This window comes from Gemmatimonadaceae bacterium, assembly GCA_019752115.1.
GTDB lineage: Bacteria > Gemmatimonadota > Gemmatimonadetes > Gemmatimonadales > Gemmatimonadaceae > Gemmatimonas.
The window spans coordinates 1-6,197 of sequence record JAIEMN010000071.1 but is presented as its reverse complement, the minus strand read 5'-3'; the positions used below and the strand labels follow the sequence as shown (position 1 = coordinate 6,197).

4 protein-coding genes are annotated in these 6,197 nt (G+C 67.3%); 3 read left to right on the top strand and 1 reads right to left on the bottom strand.

Annotated features, from left to right (window positions below):
- Nucleotides 1-158: 158 nt before the first annotated feature.
- Complete coding sequence (locus tag K2R93_20990; protein ID MBY0492327.1) at nucleotides 159-1,145, bottom strand: hypothetical protein; 987 nt, start codon at nucleotides 1,143-1,145, stop codon at nucleotides 159-161.
- A 298-nt stretch (nucleotides 1,146-1,443) separates the two neighbouring features.
- Here K2R93_20990 and K2R93_20985 point away from each other — a divergent pair, with 298 nt between their 5' ends.
- The 3 genes from K2R93_20985 to K2R93_20975 all read left to right on the top strand — a co-directional run.
- Complete coding sequence (locus tag K2R93_20985; GenBank protein MBY0492326.1) at nucleotides 1,444-3,975, top strand: DUF1592 domain-containing protein; 2,532 nt, start codon at nucleotides 1,444-1,446, stop codon at nucleotides 3,973-3,975.
- A 31-nt stretch (nucleotides 3,976-4,006) separates the two neighbouring features.
- Nucleotides 4,007-5,398, top strand: a complete 1,392-nt coding sequence (locus tag K2R93_20980) for a DUF1552 domain-containing protein (GenBank protein ID MBY0492325.1) — start codon at nucleotides 4,007-4,009, stop codon at nucleotides 5,396-5,398.
- Between the two features lie 2 nt (nucleotides 5,399-5,400).
- Nucleotides 5,401-6,197, top strand: a 797-nt coding sequence (locus tag K2R93_20975) for an ankyrin repeat domain-containing protein (protein ID MBY0492324.1), incomplete at its 3' end; no start/stop codon positions are given.

The following is a 6,197-nucleotide window of genomic DNA, read 5'->3' as shown; positions in this document are numbered from 1 at the left end:
CGCGTGGAGCTCAAAACATGGCCCAGTGTCACCCATCATCCCGGTCTCGGTGTCACCCATCATCCCGGTCTGAACAGTAGTGAGATGCCGTCTCACCACTCTCCTCTCGCCGCTCGAGGCTCGGTTCTCGGCTCTCGAGGAAACCCTAACGCCAATCCTTACCGCCCCGCGACTCCCCGCCCGATCTCCACCGCCTTGAAGCCCGGCTCCCCCCACCCAATGACGAACACGCTGAAGCCCTGCTGCATGCGCTTCTCGATGTCCGTGGCGTTGGCGGGGTAGCCGCAGGCGACCTTGAACTCCTTGCAGGCGGCCAGCACCGACTGAATGGCGGCTTCCCATCCGGCTTCGTCGAACTTGCGCTGGCCGCTGGCATCGGTGGTCGTGAAGACACCGCGCAGCGTACCGGCACCGGGGAAGAGCACGCCGATCCCCTTCACGGCGGCGATTTCACGAATGTGCGCGAGCCCTTCCTTGCTCTCCACGATCGTGAAGTTGACCAACTCGCCCTTGGGATTGAGCGGCCACACGTCGGCCTTCTCCTTGTACTCCTTCTCGCTCATCCCCCAGCGGGCCGGAGCGCCGCCTACGTCGTCGGCGCGCGTGCCGCCCTTGCTCTTGAAGCGCATCATGGCGAGCCCTTGCTCCACTTCCTTGGCGCTTTCGACGCCCACGAAGACCACGCCGGTCACGCCTTCATTGAGCTGCTTGCCGATGCGGGCCTGGGCGGCCGCGACGTCGGGGGCGATCTCCATGGTCTTCACGAAGAGGCCGTGGGAGGCGCTCTTCCCCTTCTGGATGGCGCCGGCGGCGTCCATTCCCTTCATGAACTCCGTGAAGGGCGGGAACGACTGCTCGAAGTTGTACTCCATCGTGCCGTCGAAGATGTAGTCGGCCTTCTTGTAGGCGACGGCATCGGCGGCGAGCTGGGCGGGCGACTTGAGCGTGGCGGGGTCCGGCGCCGGCTGGCCGGGGCGGGTGCGCGGGTTGGAAGGCGCGTACAGGCCAAAGACGGGCTTCTTGCCGGCGAGCAGGTCCACGACCGGGTTGAAGTGCGACTGGGCGTGGGCCGTAGGTGCCAGCGCGAGGCTGAGCGCCAGGGCGCCGGCGGCATGGGCCAGGCGGGAAAACGAACCGCGGGTCACGAAACCTCCGAAGGCGGGAAAGGGGAGGGGAGGGAAGGAGCGGCCACTATGCGGCTCCAACGGCCAAGCGGGCAAGAGCGCTGCGCGGGGGCGCGTTCGCGCGCTCGGAATTCTCATGACGATATCCCGTTCCGTTCAGCGGAATTCGTTGGGAGAGCGTAGAATACCGAATCACCCATCCGCATGACGGGGTGCGATCCCTCCTGCACCTCCGCCTCTCCCTCCTCGCGTTTCAACCCGGAGATTCGGGATGAAGTCGCTGGTTGCCGCCGGTTCCGGCTGCCTGGCCCTGCTCGCCATCGCGTCGCACCAGCGACCCGATGCCACGGCCGCATCGCGTCCTCTTGCGCAGCCCGTCACGGCGGCGCCGGTGCGCTACGATCTCTCGTTCGCTGATCCGCCAGCCGCAGAAGCGAAGCGGGCCGCCACCCGCCCGGCCGGGCATCCGCTTCTCGCCCCGGCAGCGCGGACGGCCATTGCAGCGCCGGCCCTCACCGACGTGGTGAAGAAGACCTGCGCCGGCTGCCACAGCGATACGCGCAAACAGGGCAACCTCTCGCTCCAGAACTTCGATCTCCTCACCATCGGGCAGTCGTCGCCCGAAGTGGCGGAGAAGATGATCAACAAGCTCCGCTCCGGCATGATGCCACCGCCGGGGCGCGCCCGGCCCGGCGGCGATACGCTGCAGGTGCTGTACGAGACGCTCGAGAAGCAGATGGACGCGCGGTATGCGGCCAATCCCAATCCGGGCACCCGCACCTTCCAGCGCCTCAATCGCGCCGAGTACGAGCGGGCGATCAAGGACGTGCTGAACATCGACGTGCGCGCCGATTCCTGGCTGCCGCTCGATACCAAGAGCGCCAACTTCGACAACATCGCGGACGTACAGCTGCCGTCGGCCACGACGCTCGATTCCTACCTCGACGCGGCCAGCGAGATCAGCCGGCTCGCGGTGGGCGACCCGAAGGCCAGCACGAGCACCAGCACCTACAAGATCGCGCGGCTCGCGTCGCAGCTCGATCAGGTGGAGGGCGCGCCGATCGGCACGCGTGGTGGCTCGTCGGTGACACACAATTTTCCGGCCGATGGCGAGTACGTCTTCACGGTCACGCTCCACGCCATTCCGACCGGCCAGCTTTTCGCCTCTACGGCACCGTTCGATGAGAAGATCGAAGTCTCGGTGAACGGCGAGCGCGTCGCCCTGCTCGACATCGATCGCGGCATGTCGCAGGCCGATCCGAACGGCATGGAAATCCGCACCAAGCCGGTGCCGGTGCGGGCGGGGCCGCAGCGCATCTCGGCCACCTTCGTCCGCACTTTCGAAGGGCCAGTGAACGACAATATCACGCCGCTTGGCCACTCGATTGCCGACACGCAGATCGGGTCGCAGTCCGGCATCACGGTCCAGGCGCACATGCAGAGCTTTGCGGTGACCGGCCCGTTCAATCCGACGGGGGTCTCGGAGACGCCAAGCCGCAAGCGCATCTTCAGCTGCCGCCCGCTGGCTCCGGCGGAGGCGCGTCCGTGCGCCGAGAAGATCATCGGGCGTCTGGGCGCGCAAGCGTATCGCCGGCCGCTCGCCGCGAACGACGTGAAGGCGCTCATGACCTTCTACGACGAGGGCGCCAAGGACGGCGGCTTCGAAGTCGGGGTCCGCACCGCCCTCGAAGCGATGCTGTCGAGCCCGCACTTCATCTTCCGCATCGAAGAAGTGCCGACGGCCGGCGCGGCGAAGGGTGTGATGGCCGTCAACGGAATCGACCTTGCCTCCCGCCTGTCGTTCTTCCTGTGGGGAACGCCGCCCGATGAGCAGCTGGTGGCCCTCGGCAAGAGCGGCCGTCTGAACGACACGCTCGTGCTGCAGCAGCAGACCAAGCGCATGCTGGCCGACCCGCGGAGCGAAGCGCTGGCGACGCGCTTTGCCGCGCAGTGGCTGCGGTTGCCCGATATCGCGCTCGTACATCCGGACGCGAACCAGTATCCGGATTTCCGCGAGCAGCTCGCCGTGGACATGCGCCGTGAGACGGAGCTCTTCTTCTACAATCTCGTGAAGGAGAACCGTTCCATGAACGACTTCTTCACGGCGAACTACACGTTCGCGAACGAGGCGCTCGCCAAGCACTACGACATTCCGGGCGTGGTGGGGAGCGAATTCCGCCGCGTGAACTATCCGGCCGGCTCACCGCGCAGCGGCATCTTCGGGCACGGCAGCGTGCTGACGCTGACGTCGGTCGCCAACCGGACGAGCCCGGTGCTTCGCGGCAAGTGGGTCATGGAAGTGCTCATGGGCTCGCCGCCGCCGGCGCCGCCGCCGAATGTCCCCGATCTCGAGAAGACGGGCGCGGCCAAGGAAGGGCGCCTGCTCACGACGCGCGAGCGCATGGAGATCCATCGCGCCAACGCGACGTGCAAGTCGTGCCATCAGTTCATCGATCCGATCGGGCTCGCGCTCGACAACTTCGACGTGATGGGACGCTGGCGCATCCGCGAGAACGGCACGCCGCTCGATACGCGTGGCGACTACTACGACGGTACCAAGATCTCGAGCCCGGCTGAACTGCAGGCCGCCCTGCTCAAGCGCCCGGTGCCGGTCATGCGCAACTTCACACGCAATCTCATGGCGTACGGCCTCGGCCGGCGCATCGAGTGGTACGACGAGCCGGCGGTGCGCAAGATCGAGCGCGTGGCCGCCAAGTCGAACTACAAGATGAACGATTTCATCTACGGTGTGGTGAAGAGTGATGCCTTCCGCATGCGGAAGTTCATCGCTCAGGCCCCCGCCGCTCCGTCCGCCACCGCGCCGGCCAAGGCCGGCAGCGGTTCCCACTGATTCCGCCCGCACACTCCACCGGAGACGATCGATGCACTTCTTGACCGGAAAGGCGATGCCGCGCCGCCAGTTCCTGCAAGGGATGAGCGCCACCATTGCCCTGCCGTATCTCGACGCGATGATCCCCACGGGTCGGCGGGCGTTCTTCGCGGCCAACAAGGCACCGCGCCTCGTCGCCATTGAAATGGTGCACGGCGCCGCCGGCTGCAATGAGTGGGGCGCCAAGATGAACCTCTGGTCGCCCGCCAGCGCCGGCAAGGCGTACGACCTGTCGCCCACCGCGCTCAACTCGCTCGACAAGTACCGCGACTACCTCACGATCGTCAGCAACACCGACGTGCGCGAAGCGGAGCCGACCTCGCCGAACGAGATCGGCGGCGACCACTTCCGCTCGAGCGCGGTGTTCCTCACGCAGTCCCACCCCAAGCAGACCGAAGGCTCCGACGTGCACGTCGGCACGTCGCTCGATCAGCTCTATGCGCGCCGCTTCGGGCAGGACACGCCCATTCCGTCGATGCAGCTGTGCATCGAGAACGTGGATCAGGCGGGTGGCTGCGCGTACGGCTACGCCTGCGTGTACACCGACTCCATCAGCTGGGCGTCGCCCACCGAGCCGCTGCCGGTCATTCGTGATCCGCGCGTGGCGTTCGAGAAGCTCTTCGGCGTGGGCGGCACGAGCGCCGAGCGCGCCGAGCGCCGTCGCACGCGACGCAGCATCCTGGACTTCGTGGGGAGTGAGATGGCGTCGCTCAAGACGCAGCTTGGCCCCGACGACAAGCAGCGCCTCGAGCGCTACATGGAAGACATCCGCGAAGTGGAGCGGCGCATCCAGCGTGTGGAAGCGCGCAACACGAGCGGTGAGCCGCGCGAGCTCCCCGAGGCGCCGGCCGGCGTGCCGGACGCGTTCGCCGAGCATGTGAAGCTGATGTTCGATATCCAGGCGCTGGCGTTCGCCGCCGATATCACGCGCGTCTTCTCGTTCAAGATGGGTCGCGACGGCTCGAGCCGGACGTACCCCGAGTCGGGCACCGACAAGCCGTTCCACCCGGCGTCGCACCATGGCGGCACGGAGAAGGGCGTGCGCGACTTCCACATGATCAACAAGTACCACGTGTCGATGCTCCCGTACTTCCTGGACAAGCTCAAGAGCATTCAGGAAAGCGACGGCAACATGCTCGACAAGACGATGATCATCTACGGCTCGCCGATGGGTGACTCGAACCTGCACAACCATCGCCGCTGCCCGCTCATCGTGCTCGGCAAGGCGGAAGGGCGCCTCACGGGCAACCTGCACATCAAGGCGCCCGATGGCACGCCGATGGCCAACGCGATGCTCGGCATGATGCACACGCTCGGCATCGACGACATGAAGACCTTCGGCGACAGCAACGGCGTGCTCAACCTCAACTCGGCGAACGCCTGATCATGCGCACCCTTCGTGGAGTGGTCGCGGCGGCGGTCGCCACCACGCTCGTCCTCGGCGCCGCCCGGAGCAATCCGGGCGATGCGCCGCTGGTCGATGCCATCGTTCGTGGGGACAGTGCCCGCGTGCGGGCGCTGATCAAGCAGGGCGCGGATGTGAACGAGGCGGCGTCGGATGGCATGTCGCCGCTGCACTTCGCCGCGCAGCGCGGTGACCTGGGCGCGGCGCAGATGCTGATCTACGCCGGGGCCCGCGTGAATGCGGTGACCCGCAACGGCAACTACACGCCGCTGCATCTGGCGGCGCGCGAAGGCCGCTCAGCGGTGGTGAAGGCGCTGCTCGCCAATGGCGCTGACGCCAACGCGGCCACCAGCACGGGCGGCGCCACCGCGCTGCACTTTGCGGCCGGGCATGGCGACGCGGAGTCGATCAATGCGCTGCTGGCCAAGGGCGTGAACGTGGATGTGCGCGAGACGGCCTTCGGGCAGACGCCACTCATGTGGGCGGCAGCGTACAACCGTGTGGCGGCGCTCGATGCGCTCATCAAGAAGGGCGCGGGGCTCGAAGCGGCGTCGCGTATCGAGGACGTGCCGAAGGCGGAGCGCGATCAGCGCACCGAGCTTGCGATGCGCGCGCGTCGCGTGGCAGCGCTCAAGGCCGCCGAGAATCCGATGGCGCCGACCGGGCTCACGCCGAACGTGACGCCGACGCAGCCGAACGGTGCGCCGGTGCCGAGTGCGGCGGCGGCTGCGGCGCCCGCAGGACGTGGGGCCGGTGCCGCGCCTGCGGCGGTGGCCTC